Here is a 221-nt window from a genome sequence, read left to right on the forward strand (position 1 = left end):
TATTCTTTGGAAATTCTACGAATCTCCAAGGAGTGAAACATGGGCTCGACTGCTGCACAGGCCGACACCAGCACGAAGACACAAGGATCAACCACCGCGATCGTAGTCACTGCGCTCGCCTTGTTCTCGATGTTCTTCGGCGCCGGAAACCTGATCTTCCCGCCGATGATTGCCGTCCAAGCCGGCGACAACTTCTGGCCGGCGATCTTGGGCTTTTTGGG

General features: G+C 55.7%; 1 protein-coding gene. It reads left to right on the forward strand.

Going from position 1 to position 221, the window contains the following annotated elements:
• Positions 1–39: 39 nt before the first annotated feature.
• On the forward strand, positions 40–221 hold a 182-nt coding region (locus RRF55_RS28780), incomplete at its 3' end, for a branched-chain amino acid transport system II carrier protein (protein WP_439419413.1).

The organism is Klebsiella sp. K47, assembly GCF_051858335.1.
Taxonomy (GTDB): Bacteria; Pseudomonadota; Gammaproteobacteria; order Enterobacterales; family Enterobacteriaceae; genus Klebsiella; species Klebsiella pneumoniae.